Genomic DNA, 16,800 nt, shown 5'->3' with positions numbered 1-16,800 from the left:
TGAAGGTGACTTAAGTCACCTCCTGCATAAGAAGCAGGCTGTGCTATAATCATGGGTGCAATACCCGTAATTTCCCATTCTATTTTAAAAGGATGTTTCTTACTTATGCCGATGCGTATTCTGCAATACGGTTTAATTCTCGTTCCTGCGGTCCTGTACCTTTTGATGCAGCCCTTGGACCAGGAAGATTTATATACGCTGTATATCATCATTGCCCTGGGACTCGCTGTCTGCAAGGACTTTGCCCGTTCTCGTACTCGGTATGTGCTGCTCATCCTGGCTGAAATGCTCTGGAGCTGCTGGCTGATTGCTGTATACGGACCCTTCATGTTGTTTTTGTCCTTATCCATACTCTATGTGTATATGTATCGACTTGAAGGGACATCCCGCTGGTTGATGTTGGGGGCTCAGCTGGTCGCCACAAATATAGCATTACATTGGCAATACGCTCCGCCTCAAGAGCTGCTTCCTTGGTTTGCCTCAGTTTCTACCGAACCTAAATTTCCCTTTCCGGAGGAGATAGCAGGAAGAATGGTGGGGAACCTGATCATTGTCCTTACCGCCGCACTCTCCTGGCAGGGTTCCAGAATGGCAAGCAGTCGCGGACAGCTGGAACAGGTATATGATGAGCTTCGCAGTAAACATTACGAGCTTCAAGACGCTCGAGCACAACTGCTGCTGTTCACGAAGCAGCTTGAGGGAGTGGCTCAGGAGGAAGAACGGACCCGGATTTCAAGGCAGCTTCATGACGATATCGGACACCGCCTCATTCGTACGAAAATGATGTCCGAGGCTGCCCTGTTAACCCTTCCCCTGGATACCGAACAAGGTACGGAAATGGTAAGACAAATACGCGATCAATTGGCAGCAAGCATGGATGACATGCGTGCTACACTTCACAAACTGCGTTCCCATTCGTATGTATCCGAAGCCTATGCACTGGATCTTCTTCTGGAAGAGGTAGGCAGGGAGACTGGGGTGAAGACGAGTTATGAAGTCCGCGGCTCATCCCGTGAGCTGTATCCGAGCATGCAGATCGTGCTATATAAAAATGCCAAAGAAGCGCTAACCAATGCGCTGAGACATGGCAACGCCAGTACGATTATGGTGGAAGTGGAGTTCGGAGAACGCGAGGTCTGCATGTCCGTCAGCAATGATGGAGTAATCAGAACGGAGCAGGCTGCAGGAGCCCGGCCTGAGGGCATGCAATCGAACCGCAGCACAGCAGCAGATTCGGGTCCATCGGGAATGGGGCATGAAGGAATGCGACTCCGTACAGAATCCATTGGAGGCCGGCTTGAGATCCGGCAGGCTTACCCTTACACCGTAACTACACGTTTGCCCATGATGAAGAAGGCTGATTTGATCTGAGAAAGGAAGTGATTTTGCTCATGTCTGAACGAATGGAAACAAATAAACATAAAGAAGCTGATCAAATCCAGCCCATTCGGCTGATTCTCACGGACGATGACTCTTTTATTCGCGAGAGCCTGAAGGTCCTGCTCGGACTTGATCCTGGCATTATCGTCACAGGCACGGCCTCCAATGGACGTGAGGCACTTGAACTGCTGGAGTCAGGAACCGCTGCCGACGTTGTATTAATGGATATCCGCATGCCGGACTGTAATGGCGTGGAGGGTACCCGTATCATCAAGTCCCGCTTCCCTGACATGCGTGTACTGATGCTGACGACATTTGACGACGATGAATACATTATCCAGGCTCTGCAGAACGGTGCTAGTGGTTATTTGCTCAAAAATGTACCCCCCGACCGAATTATTCAAGGCATCAAAACAGTACATAACGGTGATATGCTGATTCACCCCGATATTGCCCGCAAGCTTGCGGGGCTGCTTCGTCCGTCTGCGGCTCCCCAATCACATCCACAACCACCTCTTGATACTTACGGTCTGACACGAACGGAACTGGCCGTTGCAGAAGCGATATCGGAGGGGCTGTCCAACAAGGAAATTGCGGCTAAACTATTCTTGAGTGAAGGTACAGTCAAAAACTATGTCACCGAGATTCTTGGCAAACTAAGCCTGCGCGATCGGACGCAGATCGCCATTTTTATGTTGAAGAAATAGCTATAACTCATAGCATAAAGGGTACTCCCTCGCTTGTCCAAGCGGTGAAGTACCCTTTATTTATTACATTTCTACCGATCCTTGTTCGTTCACGGCCGGAGCCGGAGCCGGCAGAGCCAGCGGAGCCTCATCATTGCGACTGTTTTTGCGACGGGCAAACAATTTGAGTGTGATGATATGGAACAACGTCAGCGGACGGAGCTGCACCGCCCAAGCTTCATGGTTGACCGGAGCCATAAGCACCCCAAGCTGATGATGTTCACCTTCATAGATGGCCCGCTGCATAAATTTGCTCTCCCCCTGATGGTTACGAACTTCCAGTTTGCAAAAGGCCGGATTCATCCGCAGTGCACGATGCAGTTCTTCCGGTGAATCTACCATTACACCGTTCACCTTATACAGCGTCTCTCCTGCTTCGATGCCCAGCTCTGCAGCAGGGCTATCTGGAATAATGCCAAGCACCTTTAAGCCGTGGACCGGATGGACAAACACCGGACTGCGATGCTGTTCCTCGAACCCACTGTACCACACCAGAATTTCATGGCCGATAAATGCTGCCAGAGCGGCAACCACCATAAGTGGTGACCACCACGCCGCCAAGAGACTGAGCACAAGCAGGCCTGTCCCGTAGAGCAGGAGCCGCTTTGCGGATATCTGTACCTTTTGCCCAGGAAGCATACTCTGCGTAACCTCGCCGAATCCAAGCAGGATCGGAAGAGCCATCAGCATATAGCCACCTCCTGCATTCAAGAGAGGACTCCAAGCGAGCTCTGCTCCGCTCCCCGTTACAGGGACCAGAATTAGCATCGGGATCGGCCAGAAATGCTGTAGCTGGTATCCTCCGACCAGCTTGCCGCGCTTGCCTTCAAAGAGCAATGGCGAAGCCATGGATACCCCTTGCAAGCGAACCAGCATCGCTTCACCTAGATGCAGTAAGGCAGCCAGTACTAGTAAAGCAGGCATGTCCAGCGCACGCAATGCCTCCGTGACACTGCCAAGCCATCCCGCCGGCTGCCAGCCTGAGGCCAGGTTCAGTCCAAACTGCACTACGCCAAGCAGCCCTGCCGCGTAGGCGAAGCACAGATAGCGAATACGGAACAATGCCAGAATTAACGTGGCGGCCCATATGCAAATGACACTGGCAAGTGTAAGATGCGCCCCGAGGAAGATGGATATTACCGAGACGATGATGCCAATGACGATCCCTCCGAGTAAGGCACGGATCGTCTGGGTGATGGAGCTTTGCAGACGAACATGGAACAACCTACGTTCCTGTAATAATTGACGATGATAGATCAGTGCAATCAAAATGACCGCAATATAATAAAACGGCTGAGTAAACAACTGCAGCACTGCTTCCCCTAATGTCGTTAACCATGGCCAAGCCCATTCCATGATGGCCCGTCACCCCTCTCTTTCAGCCGGTTCAGAAAAAAAGAAGGCTGATAATCAGCCTTCTTAATGGCTTCGACACGACGGTCTAAATATCCTTTGAGACATTTTCGATCGCGCGCTTCAGCTGTGCATCATATTGAGGATTGGCAATACGTTCAATCAGAGCCGCTTCCAGTGATTCAGCAGTTTTCTCATCGATCTCGCCGGTGGCCTCAATGCCTTTCTGCTTCTGGAATGCTTTGACCGCTTCTTGCGTCTTCTGGTCATAGTATCCATCTACACGATCTGGCTTGAAGTCGAGTCCTCTCAGCATCGTCTGCGCACTTTTCACATCCGTGCTATTGCTGTCATATTTCAAAGGTAATTTCTCTTTGTTAATCGGTGCCACCGAGAAGTAATCCGGCTGGTTCACCGCAATATCCGGTTTGATGCCTTTTTCATGAATCCAGTCTCCATTCGGAGTCAGCCATTTCGCAATGGTGATTTTCAGCAGGCTGCCATCACCCATTTGCTTGTCATAGCTCGTCTGTACCGTACCTTTACCAAAGGAGTTTTCGCCAACCAGCGTTGCGCCTGCCGACTGCTGCAATGCACCGGCCAAAATTTCCGACGCACTTGCGCTTCCTTTGTTCATCAGTACCGTAATCGGGTACGACTTGCTGGAACCATTCGATTTGCTTTGCTCACGTTTGCCATTTTTGTCCTCGACCTGCACGATCACTTTGCCTTTCGGAACAAACTGCTCGGCAATGTCGATAACGACTTGCAGTACGCCGCCCGGATCATTACGAACGTCAATGACCAGACCCTTCATGTTCTGTTTCTCCAGATTGGCCAGTTCTTCCTTGAAGCGTTCTCCGGTATTCAGCGAGAATTGGGTGATGGTAATGACACCTACACCGTTATCCTCCATGTGGGCATATATAGTCTCGAGATCAATGTCATCACGCACAATGACAAATTCAATCAATTCTGTAGAACCGGCACGCTTCACTTGGACCTTGGCTTCACTGCCCTTTGGACCTCTGATTTTGTTAACAGCCTTGTTTAATTCAAGGCCTTGCAGAGATTCGCCGTTCACAGACATGATCATGTCTTTCGCGCGAATACCCGCTTTCTCGGCAGGTGATCCTTTGATCGGGGAAACGACAACGACGTTTCCATCCTGCGAGGATACCTCGGCCCCGATCCCGGTAAAGGATCCTTCAATGGATTCCTCAAACTGGGCAGCCGTTTCCTGTCCCATGTAATTGGAGTATGGATCGCCAAGGGATTCCATCATACCGTTGATCGCACCATCGATCAGCTTGGTCTTATCTACATCTTTATAGTAGTTGCTTGAGATCAAATCCATTGCGGTTTCAATCTTCTTCAAATCGTTCTTCTGCTGCGTATTGCCGGTTACACTGGCCAGCAGGCCTTCACCCGAGGTGGTCTGATTGGCCACACCGGGATAACTCATCAGTACCAGCGTAAGCAGGCTCCCTCCAAGGAGGGCTACAATGGCAAGCAGCAGCGCCGATCTTTTCTTCATCATCCGTTTGCTCACCGCCTTTAGTTTTGAAGCGTGTCAGATTCCATGTGCCCGAATCCATTCCCTGAACATGCCAGCTTAGTATATGTCTAGCTTGTACGGAATATGTCTTTTCCATTCCTTCACAGTCAATCCATTACAGGTAATTCATCGGATTCACTGGCGTACCATTTTCACGAACTTCGAAGTGCAAGTGAGGTCCGGTTGAATTACCCGTGTTGCCCGACTCGGCAATAAGGTCGCCTTTGCTCACTGTATCACCCTTGCTTACCTTAAATCCGCCTTCACGCAGGTGACCATACAATGTCCAGAGTCCGCCACCATGGTCTACGATAACGGTATAACCGTAACCACTGTACCACTCCGCCATGATAACGATACCGCCTGATGCTGCATGAACCGAGGTTCCCACAGGTACAGCAAAATCGGTACCATTGTGCATCTTGCCTACTTCACCCGTAATTGGGTGTGTACGACGACCGAATGGCGAGGAAATGCGTCCGCCGGATACCGGTTTGGAGAAGATACCATTTCCCGCTGTATACGTGGTTTCACTGCTGCCTGTGCTGACTTTCGTTGGCGCCTTCGCTGCGGCTGCAGCCCGAGCTGCTGCGGCAGCTTTTGCTTTGGCAGCGGCGGCTGCCTGCTGCTCACGAAGTTTGTTTTTTTCCTGAAGCAATGCTGAACGCTTGCTGGCGATCTGAACCAACATATCTTCCTGCTCCTGCGTCAGTTCTTCCGACTCTTCAATTTTAGCATCATAGGAAGCCAGAAGCACCTGCTTCTCCTGTTCCTTTTCATTTAACTGGGCTTTACGTTGTTTCTTTTGTGCATAAAGGCTTTTGGCTTCCGCATACTGCTTGTCCAGTTCAGCCTTTTTGTCGACAACGAGCTGCTTGTCCTTTTTGTGCTCATCCAGCAGATGCTGGTCCTGATCCACAATGGTTTTCAGCGAATCTGCACGGGTCAGGAAATCCGAGAAACTTGTTGAAGACAACAACACATCCAGATAGGATACTGCTCCATCGGTATACATCAGACGTACACGCGATTCCAGCAATTTCTCCCTTGCAACAATGCGCTCCTCTGCAGCCTGGAGATCTTTTTTCGTCGTTCGAAGATTTTCTTCCGTATTCTCAATTTCCAAGGAAACATTGGCCAGTTCATCACTGACAACATTGATCTGCTCCATGACAACCTTCAGATAGGCATTGGTTTTGTTCTTGTAATGCTGGGCTTCCTTCTTGTTGGCAGCAGCCTTTTTCTGTTCCTGTTTGGCCGCAGCCGCCTTGCTCTCCAGCTGGCTAATCTGTTGATCGATGTCGCTAATGCTACTCTTGGCATATCCGTCCGAAGGTTGAAGCGTCAATCCGGCCAATAACGTAAAGGCCAGCAGCGAAGCTGTTTTTTTCAAAATGTTGATCCCCCATCCTATGAATTCACAAGAAAGCAACCTGCACAGGTGGTGAACATCATGTTCTTATGCTTTCTTCCATCTAATTAAGAGTGCGTCTTCCCTACATATCGTCAAACAGCGTCCAATTGTGAACCTGCTTTGTCATTCTATTTCGACAATTTCTGCAATTTCAGTAATAAAACATCAAACCTTAAGCGACTTGCGAATGGACAGTGTACTTCCCAAAATACCTACCAGCACACCGAGCCCGATCAAAAGGGTTCCAAACAGCAACCAAATGTCGCTGAGCGGAATCAGATTAAGCATTTGCATGAATACATCCTGACCAATGGTAGCCAGCAGGCGGCTGTAACCGAAGAACAGTACGGCTACCGTAATCACTGAACCGATAAATCCAATAAGTGCTCCTTCAATAAAGAAAGGCCAGCGAATGAACGTGTTCGTTGCACCCACGAGCTTCATGATGCCGATCTCCCGGCGGCGGGCCAAAATCGTTACGCGAATCGTATTCGAGATCAGGAACATGGACATCAGTGCCAGTCCCCCTACAAAAATAAATCCGATATTCCGGACAAGTCTTGTGAATTTAAACAGTACATCCACCGTTTCCTTGCCGTAGTTCACTTTCATGATCGGCTTCTCCGGGTGCTTTTCGTTCAAGGCTTCAATTTTTTGCGCCACAAAAGTGACGGTTTCCGGTTCAATGACCTCCACTTCAATCGTCTCCGGCAGCGGATTATTATCCACATCGAAACCGTCAAGCACGTTATTGGCACTGTCGCCAAGACGTTCACGGAACTCCTTGAGTCCCTCTTCCTTGGAAACAAAGCGAATTTCACTCACTTCCGGCATTGCACTGATCTCCTGCTGCAGCGTATTGCGCAGGCCCTCATCCACATTCAGCTCCAGAAACGTACTGATCTCTACCTGACTGTCCACCTGGTTAGCCATGGAGTTCACATTCAGTACCAGCAGCATGAATACGCCAAGGATCAGCAGCGACACGATGATCGACATGATGGATGCCACGGACATCCAGCCATTGCGGAATACGTTTTTAAATCCCTCCCGCATATGGCGCAAGAGAGTACTAAAATTCATAACCGTATTCCCCTCTCATCTGATCCCGTACAATCTGGCCGCGCTCAATGGCGATAACCCGTTTACGCATCGTGTTCACGATATCCTTGTTATGGGTTGCCATGACAATCGTCGTTCCTCTGAAATTGATCTCATCCAGCAGCTGCATAATGCCCCATGACGTCTCCGGATCAAGGTTACCCGTAGGCTCGTCCGCGATAATCACTGACGGATTGTTTACAATCGCCCGTGCGATGGCAATACGCTGCTGTTCCCCTCCTGACAATTGCGAAGGTTCACGATTCGCCTTGCTGCGCAGTCCCACCAGATCGAGCACTTCCATCACCCGTTTCTTGATGTGACGCTTTGGTGCCTCAATAACCTCCATGGCAAAAGCCACGTTCTCAAACGCCGTCATCTTGGGCAAGAGACGGAAGTCCTGAAACACTACACCGATGTTGCGGCGCACATAAGGAATCTTGCGTGGTTTCAACTTGCCGATATTAAATCCATTGATGGATATTTGTCCTTTGGTCGGAATTTCTTCTCTGTACATCAGTTTCATAAATGTTGATTTACCTGCGCCGGACGGACCGACGATATACACAAATTCATTGCGGTCGATCTTCACCGACACCCCTTGTAATGCGTGGGTCCCATTGGCGTAGGTCTTCCACACGTCCTGCATTTCTATCACATCATCACTTCCTGCTCACATAGTTAGCCATTATCATTTCGACACAATCCCGGCAATTCCTTTAAAAAGACCTGAATTTCATCAGGAGCAATCCATTTTACCCTTATTTCGATCCTCTGGATGGAAACATATAAAATATATTGTAACAAATTTGTTACCTATTGAGTACCCGAAAGTTTTCCTGCATTGGATCATATATATAGAAAGTGTTACGAAATGCGGAACATCAGAAGTAAAAAGGAGCGTACGGATATGAAAAAAATACATTTGGCCGTCATTGTCGTGTTTTCCATTCTCTTTATCGGCTCCGCTTCCTACGGATTGTTGTATATGTATGTGAACCAGCCCGCTTTGCCGAGTAAGGTGCAGGTTGGCGGCTGGCAGGTCGGCGGCGTGAATCGGAGCGAGGCGCTGCTGGGACTGGACGAACGTTTGAAAAAGCTGGGGGACTGGCCTGTTACGCTGGAGGTGGATGAGCCCTCCCTGACGCTGAACATGACTGCGATCGAAGCCGGTGCGGATTACAGTGCGGACGCCTTTCGTGCAGCGGTGCATAAGCTGGAGGAAGGGAATGTGTGGGAACGTGCGTATGCCCGTTATCATTTCGCGGAGGAATGGCCTCTCGAACAACGGTACAATATCCAATCCCTTAGAACACGTTTGAGCCCTGAGTGGGAAAAGGAAACCTTCGGAACCCCCGCAGACGCTGTCCGGCGAATCACCGCAAACGACAAGGTCCAGTACATCCCGGAGAAAGGCGTCCGGCGGATCGCCTGGGATGAACTGGAGGCCAGGCTGCTGGCGAAGCTTCCCCACGATTTCACCGTGCTGGACAATGGGGACAAACCTGCCGCACTGTTAATTCAGCTGCCGCTATACACCCAGCAGCCTGAAGTCACGGTGGAGTCTTTACGCAAGGAAGGCATTGAGCGGAAGATCATCCAGTTCTCCACAGGGCTGGGAAGCAGCACGGAAGGACGCATACATAATGTCAGTGCAGCAGCACAATCCGTGAACGGCATGATTTTGGAGCCTGGCGGCATGTTCGACTATGAAAAGATCATTCGACATGCCGAGAAGGAATACGGCTTCCGCGAAGCCCCGGTTATTGTTAGGGGGCGTCTCACCCCCGGGATTGGCGGAGGCATATGTCAGGTGTCCAGTACCGTATACAATGCAGCCTTGTTAACTGGACTTGATATTGTCGAGCGGCGCAACCATTCGATACCCGTCAAATATTTGCCGAAAGGACTGGACGCCACTTTTGCTTCCGGCGCTATCAATTTCCGTTTCAAGAACAATACGGGCAAATCCCTGCTGATCCTTGCTGAAGTGAAGAATCACCAATTAACCGTCAAATTTTTTGGTACTTTTCCCGAGAATGTCAGCTACGCACTCGAATCCCACACCATCGAAACGCTAAGCGCCCCTGTAAAGTATGTATCCAGCAATGTGCTGCCGGATGGTGCCCAGCAGGTTTTGCAAAACGGACAGCCTGGCTACATTGTGGAAACCGTACGTATCAAGAAGGTGGATGGCAAAGTGGTGGAGTCCAAAACCATTTCGCGAGATACCTACAAAGCTCAGGATCGCCTTATCGCACGTTCAGGTCATAGCAGCCTGCCAGATCCGCAGGAGCCTTCTGTTGTTGAGGACGGTGTGAGTGATACCAAACAGCCATAAGAGTTGGACAAAGTAAAAGACACACCTCTCTATTGCTCCGCGTGGAGATAGAATGGTGTGTCTTTGTTGTTTACTTCATATTAATGCCCTGCTGTGTATTCTCCCTGTTCCTCGCCGATAACCATCTTTTCTTTCCCCATAAAGAAAGCCGCAATCAGAGCCAGTGCCGCTGGAATGGCCGCCCAGGCAAATAACTGCACGATCGAGGAGGATAACGCATGAGTGATCGCCTCCAGCACCTGAGGTGGAATGGCCTGTCTAAGCTCCGGAGAGAGCAAGGCGTGCGGGTCGCTCAGATTTAAGCCCTCCGGCATGCCGCCTGCTGGCACTCCGGCTCCTGCACCGCCCGCTTCTGCAGCGGGACCGGCTAGGGCATCGTTCATTTTGCGCGTAAATACCTGGCTCTGAACAATCCCAAAGATTGTAATCCCCATCGTCATCCCGAGGGACCGCAAAAAGTTAAGCGTAGAACTTGCGGCACCACGTCTCTGTGGTTCGAAGGCATTCATGGCCGCATTGCTAAGCACGGAGAACGAAGCTCCCACACCCAGACCAACGAGCACCATAAATACGCGGATCGTCCAGAGCGACGAGCTTTCGTCCAGTGTCGTCAGTAACCCAAGGCCGAGCACCAGCAGCGCCAGTGTCGGGATCATAATGTTCCGATACTTGATCTTGGTCATCAGCACCCCGCCCATCGAAGCGGTGATGACTGACCCAAGCATCATAGGCAGCAGCACAAGACCCGAATTGGTCGCTTTACCCCCGAGCACACCCTGTATGAAGATGGGAATGTACACCGACGCCGTGATAAATGCCGCACCACTGAACATGGCAATGACATTACTGGACCAGTACACGCGGTTGCGGAACATGTTAAAGGATATAATCGGTTCCTTCGCTCTTGATTCGGCAAATACGAACAGCAGCGCCAGCACTGCAAAGCCGGCGAACAAACCGAGAATTTGCCACGAGTTCCATGCATACGTTTTGCCACCAAGTTCGAGGCCGAAGATCAGACATACTACAGCACCAATCAGTGTCACTGCACCCAGCCAGTCAATCTGCTGGGATTGATGCTGGTGAGACTCCTTGTAGAAAAACGCAATAAACACAAACGCAATCAGTCCGAGCGGCAGGTTAATATAAAATACCCATTCCCACGTGGCGTACTGTGTGATGTACGCACCTAGCAGCGGTCCGAATACGCTGGATAATCCAAAGACAGCTCCAAACAATCCGCCCAGCTTGCCCCGCGCTTCCGGTGCAACCACGTCAAACATGATGGTAAACGCAATCGGCACCAAGGCACCTGCACCAATCCCCTGAATGGCTCTGTACATAGTCAACTCCACAATGGATGTTGCTGTTCCACATAACGCCGAACCAAGCATAAACACGATAATTCCGAATACAAAAAACTTCTTCCGTCCATACATGTCGGACAATTTACCGAAGATCGGCATCCCTGCCATCTCGGCGACCATGTAAGCTGAAGTCACCCAAACGAATTTGTCGAGGCCACCCAGCTTCCCGACGATATCCCCCATCGCCGTTGCCACGATGGTGTTATCCATCGAAGCCATCAGTATGCTGAGCAGCAGCCCTGCCAGCACCAATCCAATACTGTTTTTACGTGCAACCATTGTACTCAATCTCTCCATTCACGCTCTATTCATATGACTGAAATAGTATATCCGAAAAGCCGCCCCCAATAATCAGTCCACGGACCGATTGCGCTGAACCAAAACTTCGGATTGTGAATGGATCTGCAGCGAAGAACGGTATTCAACTGTACCAATTCGGCAGCCTGGGCCAATTTTTATTTTATCTCCCCGGACAACCTCGGCTACCGTGTTCTCTAACTCAATGTCATCTCCTTCAATCATGTTTACCGTGAGAATCGATTGATTATTCGCAAATAAACCTTCGAGCAGCTTTCCCCGGCCACTCTTAACAGAGATGATTGAACCGCCAATTTCCCTCGCTTCAGACGGACCCATGATTTTAAGTGTCATTTCTTCTGCGGTAAGCATACCTCCGACCGTGAAACGACCATTGAGTTTCAGATTCTCCGCCTGACAGTCACCCGGTAGATGAAACTCACCTACCACTTTCATTTTTTCAGCTTTTGCATGTAAGCCGGATACGCCACTCCCACTCTCATCTTCAGGGCCGACAGCTCCTTCTGTTAGAGTTAGGGTTCCCGTAATTTTAATATCGTCTGATTCAAGAGATCCGTAGATGACCGACGTGCCCGTACATTTGAATTGATCACAATATAAGTCATTGTTAAAGGAGGAATCTCCTACAACCTTGACCTTACCGTACACACCGCCAGCGGAGCTTCCTTCACCGATAATGCTGATGTCATTTTTCTTGTCTGATGGACTAACGTTATGGTTATTCAAGTCGCATCCCATTCCTTTCTATATAAATCCCACTTAGATCCGCTCGCTGCTACCCACCTTGGCATCCGGATCAATCTCAAGCTCGCCTGAGTATTCAACAAGCTTGATGCTGCAGCCACGGCCGATATATACTTTGCTTCCACGAACAATATCAGCTTCCGTATCTTCCAATACGATCTCATCCCCTTCAATTAAGGATGTTTTGAAAGAGGGCGTACCGCCCAGACCTATACTTTTCCAGAAGCCACTCTGCTCCTTTCGACGAATATCAATACGTTCTCCACCAATCTCTTTGGCTGAAGAAGATGTGTGCAGCTTGATCTCAACGGATCCTGCATTCAGGAAGCCACTAATTTTGATGTTGCCCTGTACGTTCAGGGACTCACATTGTACGTCGCCATCAATCGTGATCATGCCGCCAATATCGATGCGTTCTCCATCCACTCGCCCACGTACGGTACACTTGCCGTTTACTTCAAGCTCAGGACTAATGAGGTTTCCATGAATGGTTGTCAGGCCATCCACACGAACACGGGAGCTGTTCAGGGGGCCGTTCAGCGTGCACATGCCGTTGATGGTTGCACTTTCCGCACTTAAGGCTCCGTGCATCTTCAACGTCCCATTCACACTCAAGGAGGTACAATCCAGATTGCCGTTTACTTTGGCCATGCCATCAATGGAAACCCGGTGAAAGGCTCCGCCTGCTGTTTGACTCAAGCCTGATACATTCAGATCATTTCTCAAATGACGTTCTTCCATGTCCATTCTCCCCTTTATCCCAATTTGAGTTTCAGCTCTTCCATAAACGTGCCCAGCGGAAGTCTCAGTACCACTTTGACGCTCTGATCAAAATAAAGCTCTGATCCTGAACCAGTAAGCATGAATGTCGGTACGCCCATCTTGCGAATTAGCAGCAGCTCACTTGCTCTGTTTGCAAAACGGTAATAATACTCAGACATGACATCTATCAGCAATGAGCCCTCCTGACGGGTAATATCCCCGCTAAGCAGCAGCTTCTCGAGGACATAGAGCATCATAATCTGCTCCAGAGCATACATGGGTTGTTCCCGTCCTGCCTCTTTTACCAATTCAAGCGAAGGTAATGAAACAATGTTTCGATCCATTAGTTGCTCCACAGACATTTCAACCTCACTCAGTGTGGGCGAGAACACATCTGCCAGCTCATCCAGTGATAATCCATCCTTCATATTAAGGATCTTATCGATACGCGTCAGAATCTGCTGTTTAGGAAAAAAAGTTTCCTGACCCGTGTATGAAGACTTCCGAATAAACCATTCTTCCGGAATCAGGTTTTTCCGCTTCCAGCGGTATAACTGACCATAGGAAATCCCCGTAAGGTCCAGCAAGTCTTTTTTGGAGATCAATTCATCCGTCATATATGGTCCCCCTTTGTGTTGATGTCAGTGTAACATAACATTGTTACGTTGTGAAGCCTAGAAATCATTTTGCTCAACATGAACCTCAATTAACCGCTACCCACTTAACTTTTAAATGAATGCTGTGTGAGCCTAGTTAATACATCACTTTCTTTAGCTATGAATGTTGTTGTTGCAATGGACGAGGTTTGGGTATAACCTGTGTGATAGAAACGAAGGAGCCATTAACTGTGACCGCATTCAACTCAGGCAGGACATTCAGTTAATGAATTCATGAAAGGGGTTACTTTGTAGAGATGGCACTCATTAAATGTGATTTTTACTCCGACACGCTAGGACTCAGCACGAGCATGCATGTTATTCTGCCACAGCAGACCCATAATCAGATTGGAATGGATAACGTTTCGGGCAAAGGACTTCATCCTACGCTGTATTTGCTGCATGGCCTATCGGATGATGATTCCATCTGGCTGCGCCGGACATCCATTGAACGTTATGTGGCAAACCTCGGAATCGCTGTTGTCATGCCGCAAGTGCATCGCAGCTTCTATACGGATATGGCCGAAGGTGGACGTTACTGGACGTTCATCAGCGAAGAGCTGCCTGCCCTGGCACGCTCCTTCTTCCCGCTGTCCTCCAAACGGGAAGACAACTACGTTGCCGGCTTGTCCATGGGTGGTTACGGGGCATTCAAACTGGCCCTGCGCAAACCGGAGCAATATGCCGCAGCAGCAAGCTTATCAGGGGCTCTGGATATGGCTGCACATATGGATAACAAAATTCTCTCTGCACTGCAGCAGACCGAAATGGAGCGTATCTTCGGACCAGAGATCAAGGGCTCGGAGAATGATCTGCTTCATTTGCTAAAAGAGAGTCAGGCAAGCCAGGGGCCACGTCCACTTCTCTATCAATGCTGCGGCACAGAAGATTTCCTGTATGAGGAGAACCAATCTTTCCGTGAGGCTTGTGCACAGACCGATTTTCAGTTGACCTATGAAGAAGAACCTGGCGGACATGACTGGGCATACTGGGATGAGAAGATTCAGAATGTGCTTCGATGGCTGCCACTGCCTGAACGGAACTAAAGGGGAGCGCGCCTCGTAGCAATGAAAGAAAGTAAGAGGATTTACTGCTTACATGTAATCATATTCTCTTTTATTTCCACTAAACAAAAATGTATGTTCTAGATTTAATAATCTTAATTTGCGTACCCGCTTTTCTTACTAAAGGAAGCGGGTATTTGGCTTGAAATATACAAGACACTAGAACTACACGTCACTAAGCCCATCCTTCTAACGTCTCATATATTTGGTTTAAGTGAGTAATTAGTATCAATTGATTCTCGTTGTTAAATGTACCGAAAGTACCATAACATAAAAATGTGATTATGACGAAGATATAAGATGAGCCATATTAACTAATAAAATTAAACCGAATAAAGTTACTGCATACTCTATAATTAAGTTATTTAGCATCTCTTTCTTTTCTATAGATGAGAGAAGCACATACATATAATACATAAAAATCGGGGGAAGTCTGCATGGAGTTTAAGGATTACGATGACTTAGTAGGGAAACATTTGAAACAAAATATTACCGATGTTAGAGGTGTTCTTCTCATAGCAAAGGGTACGCTTCTGCTTCCTGAACATATAGACAAACTAAAAAAATTCAACATTCATATTCTGGATGTAGAGTCGGCATTGGAAGTTAACGAAGTGGATGAAGAAACGAATGATAAGATACATACGCACAACCAAGACAATATCAATCAGCCACGTATTCATTTCCCTTGTATCCCAACCAAAGAGCTTATTCAGCAAACGGAGTCCTATCTTAAAGGGATGAAAGACAGCCTTGACCTAACCGGAACAGTGGATATTGAAGAAGTTGAAGATAAACTAACTTCGGTTATCATGGACACATCGAATTCAGCGAGTTTGTTTCGACTCCTTTCAGAGCTAAAGGGAACACGGGATTTTCGCTATACCCACAACATGGGGGTTGCATTCATTGCAACCAAGCTGGGAAAACAACTTCGCTTGGATGAACAGGAATTAAAGACATTGACTACTGCAGCAACTCTATATGATATCGGTTCTACCAAACTTCCTTCGGATTTAGTGAACAAAACGTCCAGATTCAATGCAAACGAGTATGAAATCATGAAACAGCATACGATCTGGGGACATGATATGTTGAAGAACTCTATGGCAAGCCCTCGCGTAGCACTGGTTGCACTTGAGCATCATGAGAGAGAAGATGGTAGTGGTTATCCTCATCGTTTAAAAGGAGATCAGATCGACCCTCTGAGCAAAATAGTCGCTATTGCTGATATTTATATGGCCATGATATCCCCTCGTCCATACAGAGAAGCCCACCCCTTCTTCAATGTAGTCCATATGATTCACGAAGAAATTATGGATAATCGTCTGGAATCGCAGATCGGGCTAACCTTTTTGGAATCATTAATGGCATCCCAACTTGGTTGTGAAGTTTTGTTATCTGATGGGAGACAAGGTAAAATCGTTCTCGTCGATAGAAATTACCCAACTCGCCCTTTAATCGCACTAGATAATCAGGATTTCCTTGATCTGACTAAAACAACGACCATAACTGTAAAGGAAATCATCGGGTGATGAAAATGGTGACATTAGGAGATCGATTATCGTTAGATGACAGAACCCTATCCAGGGATATTTCATGTCTGTTGGAAGTTGCTGATGCTGAATTATTTCCTGAAAACACAATAAAAAAGTTAATCAACATTCTGCGAAGGAACGGTTATGATTGCATTGAAGACATTGTTAACGCAAGTGAGAAGGAGATACGGCTTCTGAAGTACATTGGACTTCAAACGTTTAACACGCTGAAAACCTTGTTAATGGAGCTATCTGAGTCTGAAAGATCCAAGAATTCGGAAAGGAATATAACACACAGCTCCAAAGTCACTAAAGGACTTAGCACAAATTCTAAATATTCATTATCCTGGAATGACAGATACTAGCCCACTCTTCCCTTCCTAACCATACATAGATGAATGCACCTTTCTGCTGGAACTTCAGTTTAAACACGGGTGTATAATCTCCTGAAATGAAAA

At 48.2% G+C, this 16,800-nt stretch carries 14 protein-coding genes; 5 read left to right on the top strand and 9 right to left on the bottom strand.

Features of this window, described 5'->3' with window-relative positions; genetic code table 11:
* Positions 1–105 precede the first annotated feature (105 nt).
* On the top strand, positions 106–1,371 hold the full coding sequence (locus ABIC22_RS12615) for a sensor histidine kinase (RefSeq protein WP_354481194.1): 1,266 nt from the start codon (positions 106–108) through the stop codon (positions 1,369–1,371).
* A gap of 20 nt (positions 1,372–1,391) precedes the next feature.
* Entirely contained in the window at positions 1,392–2,087 is a 696-nt protein-coding gene (locus ABIC22_RS12610) for a response regulator (protein ID WP_354481191.1), read from the top strand.
* 63 nt (positions 2,088–2,150) lie between these two features.
* On the opposite strand, the gene ABIC22_RS12605 is transcribed toward ABIC22_RS12610, so the two are convergent.
* The 5 genes from ABIC22_RS12605 to ftsE form a co-directional block, all read right to left on the bottom strand.
* Entirely contained in the window at positions 2,151–3,482 is a 1,332-nt protein-coding gene (locus tag ABIC22_RS12605) for a PDZ domain-containing protein (protein ID WP_354481189.1), read from the bottom strand.
* 85 nt (positions 3,483–3,567) lie between these two features.
* Entirely contained in the window at positions 3,568–5,019 is a 1,452-nt protein-coding gene (locus tag ABIC22_RS12600; RefSeq protein WP_354481186.1) for a S41 family peptidase, read from the bottom strand.
* Positions 5,020–5,152: 133 nt separating this feature from the next.
* Positions 5,153–6,430 (bottom strand): murein hydrolase activator EnvC family protein, encoded by a 1,278-nt coding sequence (locus tag ABIC22_RS12595; RefSeq protein ID WP_095359897.1) that lies wholly within the window; start codon positions 6,428–6,430, stop codon positions 5,153–5,155.
* A gap of 186 nt (positions 6,431–6,616) precedes the next feature.
* On the bottom strand, positions 6,617–7,534 hold the full coding sequence (gene ftsX, locus ABIC22_RS12590; protein ID WP_354481181.1) for a permease-like cell division protein FtsX: 918 nt from the start codon (positions 7,532–7,534) through the stop codon (positions 6,617–6,619).
* Positions 7,524–8,210, bottom strand: a complete 687-nt coding sequence (ftsE, locus tag ABIC22_RS12585; RefSeq protein WP_095291427.1) for a cell division ATP-binding protein FtsE — start codon at positions 8,208–8,210, stop codon at positions 7,524–7,526. The genes ftsX and ftsE overlap by 11 nt, the downstream gene beginning before the upstream one ends.
* Before the next feature lie 252 nt (positions 8,211–8,462).
* On the opposite strand from ftsE, the gene ABIC22_RS12580 reads away from it, so the two are divergent.
* Positions 8,463–9,893: a VanW family protein gene (locus ABIC22_RS12580; RefSeq protein WP_354481178.1), complete on the top strand. Its 1,431-nt coding sequence runs from the start codon at positions 8,463–8,465 to the stop codon at positions 9,891–9,893.
* 80 nt (positions 9,894–9,973) lie between these two features.
* On the opposite strand, the gene ABIC22_RS12575 is transcribed toward ABIC22_RS12580, so the two are convergent.
* From ABIC22_RS12575 to ABIC22_RS12560, 4 genes are all read right to left on the bottom strand, one after another.
* Positions 9,974–11,539, bottom strand: a complete 1,566-nt coding sequence (locus ABIC22_RS12575; protein ID WP_354481176.1) for an MDR family MFS transporter — start codon at positions 11,537–11,539, stop codon at positions 9,974–9,976.
* Between the two features lie 72 nt (positions 11,540–11,611).
* Positions 11,612–12,304: a hypothetical protein gene (locus ABIC22_RS12570; protein WP_354481174.1), complete on the bottom strand. Its 693-nt coding sequence runs from the start codon at positions 12,302–12,304 to the stop codon at positions 11,612–11,614.
* 33 nt (positions 12,305–12,337) lie between these two features.
* A complete protein-coding gene (locus tag ABIC22_RS12565) occupies positions 12,338–13,063 on the bottom strand; it encodes a polymer-forming cytoskeletal protein (protein WP_354481172.1) in 726 nt (241 codons plus the stop codon).
* A gap of 14 nt (positions 13,064–13,077) precedes the next feature.
* Positions 13,078–13,701 (bottom strand): YhbD family protein, encoded by a 624-nt coding sequence (locus ABIC22_RS12560; RefSeq protein ID WP_354481170.1) that lies wholly within the window; start codon positions 13,699–13,701, stop codon positions 13,078–13,080.
* 296 nt (positions 13,702–13,997) lie between these two features.
* Here ABIC22_RS12560 and ABIC22_RS12555 point away from each other — a divergent pair, with 296 nt between their 5' ends.
* Positions 13,998–14,786 (top strand): alpha/beta hydrolase, encoded by a 789-nt coding sequence (locus ABIC22_RS12555; RefSeq protein ID WP_354481168.1) that lies wholly within the window; start codon positions 13,998–14,000, stop codon positions 14,784–14,786.
* A gap of 455 nt (positions 14,787–15,241) precedes the next feature.
* On the top strand, positions 15,242–16,339 hold the full coding sequence (locus ABIC22_RS12550) for an HD-GYP domain-containing protein (RefSeq protein ID WP_354481166.1): 1,098 nt from the start codon (positions 15,242–15,244) through the stop codon (positions 16,337–16,339).
* Positions 16,340–16,800 lie beyond the last annotated feature (461 nt).

Origin of the sequence: Paenibacillus sp. PvP094 (assembly GCF_040546835.1) — a bacterium.
GTDB classification, from domain to species: Bacteria; Bacillota; Bacilli; order Paenibacillales; family Paenibacillaceae; genus Paenibacillus; species Paenibacillus illinoisensis.
Note: the sequence above shows the minus strand (reverse complement) of the source record. Positions and strands in the feature narration are given on the sequence as shown.

What these genes read in the sequence shown, in the direction of transcription:
- ABIC22_RS12600 (WP_354481186.1), bottom strand. Translation starts at nt 5,019, where the DNA reads ATGATGAAGAAAAGATCGGCGCTGCTGCTTGCCATTGTAGCCCTCCTT.
- ABIC22_RS12555 (WP_354481168.1), top strand. Translation starts at nt 13,998, where the DNA reads ATGGCACTCATTAAATGTGATTTTTACTCCGACACGCTAGGACTCAGC.
- ABIC22_RS12575 (WP_354481176.1), bottom strand. Translation starts at nt 11,539, where the DNA reads ATGGTTGCACGTAAAAACAGTATTGGATTGGTGCTGGCAGGGCTGCTG.
- ftsX (WP_354481181.1), bottom strand. Translation starts at nt 7,534, where the DNA reads ATGAATTTTAGTACTCTCTTGCGCCATATGCGGGAGGGATTTAAAAAC.
- ABIC22_RS12610 (WP_354481191.1), top strand. Translation starts at nt 1,392, where the DNA reads ATGTCTGAACGAATGGAAACAAATAAACATAAAGAAGCTGATCAAATC.
- ABIC22_RS12565 (WP_354481172.1), bottom strand. Translation starts at nt 13,063, where the DNA reads ATGGAAGAACGTCATTTGAGAAATGATCTGAATGTATCAGGCTTGAGT.
- ABIC22_RS12580 (WP_354481178.1), top strand. Translation starts at nt 8,463, where the DNA reads ATGAAAAAAATACATTTGGCCGTCATTGTCGTGTTTTCCATTCTCTTT.
- ABIC22_RS12605 (WP_354481189.1), bottom strand. Translation starts at nt 3,482, where the DNA reads ATGGAATGGGCTTGGCCATGGTTAACGACATTAGGGGAAGCAGTGCTG.
- ABIC22_RS12615 (WP_354481194.1), top strand. Translation starts at nt 106, where the DNA reads ATGCCGATGCGTATTCTGCAATACGGTTTAATTCTCGTTCCTGCGGTC.
- ABIC22_RS12560 (WP_354481170.1), bottom strand. Translation starts at nt 13,701, where the DNA reads ATGACGGATGAATTGATCTCCAAAAAAGACTTGCTGGACCTTACGGGG.
- ABIC22_RS12550 (WP_354481166.1), top strand. Translation starts at nt 15,242, where the DNA reads ATGGAGTTTAAGGATTACGATGACTTAGTAGGGAAACATTTGAAACAA.